We start from the raw sequence: 1,121 nt of genomic DNA on the forward strand, positions 1-1,121 counted from the left end.
ACGTTCCAATAAAGCAGAGTGAAAAATCGGCAGGCTTACTTACAGCTCTGCGGGAGCAAAAAGGTCTTCTTTGCAGGACTTTCGTACAGTGATGCCAACAGTGGTCTCGAAAAGACTCGTTTCGGAAAATTGGTAATCATCTTTATTCATGTCGGCGCTTTCTGACAGTCTAGCGAGTGTGTTGTTGTCGCCAAAGGCATAGTCAACACGGCCCTTTTTCAACATCATCAAGCCTTGCCTAATGGAATCGACATAANCAACCTCCATGCCAGCATCAACGGCCATCTCATGCACTCTCCCACTTCGGCTCGGTCGCAATATCGCGGACGACTTTCCCTTAAGCTCTGACAAGTCTTTCCATACAAAGGCACCGGCCTGTCGCGCTCGAATAAATCCCAACTTTACGGTTTCATCCGACAATTTAATGAATTCGAACTCTTCTTGATGCTCGGGAGGCGGATAGTCCATCGACAAAACATCGACTGTCTCTGATGCGATCGAGGTACTAATGCAGGACACTAGGATTAGACTCAGTACCGTTTTTATGATCATAGGAGCCTTCCCAGCTAGCCGTTTTATTTGTCTAAAATGAATGATCAAGCGCAGACAGTGAGCCAAAACCTTTGTCGATATCAGCCCCAATTATCTGTACTTCGCTTTCAAAATCTTGAGTTCCCCACTTTGCTCTAGCGCCGAAAAGCTATCTCGCAAACGTCTCAATAACTCAGGATCAGAACCCTTTTTGAGCGCCATGTAATAGGCCCCCTCAACGTTTATGGGGTAGACATACTCTATTTCGGAATAGGGCAGGCCTTCCAGCTCAAGCTGATATTTGACCGTAATATCATGCCCGGTGATTAAATCGATCCTGCCGGCAAAGAGCATTCTAAAAAGCAAAACACGTTTGTTTACCAATACAAGGTTTTCACTTTGTCGATCAAACCCCCAAGAAAACAAGTCTTGTGCTATCGCATCCTCCTCTTGCAACCCTAGGCGATACCGCTTGGCATCTTCCAAAGACCTTACCTCAATGTCAGCACGCGATTTGAGTTTAATAAAATTCTGTTGTCGGTCGGCAAACGGCCCTATCCATTCAAACAGATCTTCGCGAATGGCTGTTC

The 1,121-nt window shown here is 46.0% G+C and carries 2 protein-coding genes; both read right to left on the reverse strand.

What is annotated here, in order from left to right; translation table 11 throughout:
• Positions 1-39: 39 nt before the first annotated feature.
• Positions 40-552, reverse strand: coding sequence for a transporter substrate-binding domain-containing protein (locus A3750_RS22920; RefSeq protein ID WP_068548914.1), 513 nt, complete (start codon positions 550-552; stop codon positions 40-42).
• A gap of 90 nt (positions 553-642) precedes the next feature.
• The coding region (locus A3750_RS22925; RefSeq protein ID WP_156498871.1) for an ABC transporter substrate-binding protein at positions 643-1,121 on the reverse strand (479 nt) is incomplete at its 5' end.

The sequence above is a fragment of the Oleiphilus sp. HI0079 genome (genome assembly GCF_001635105.1).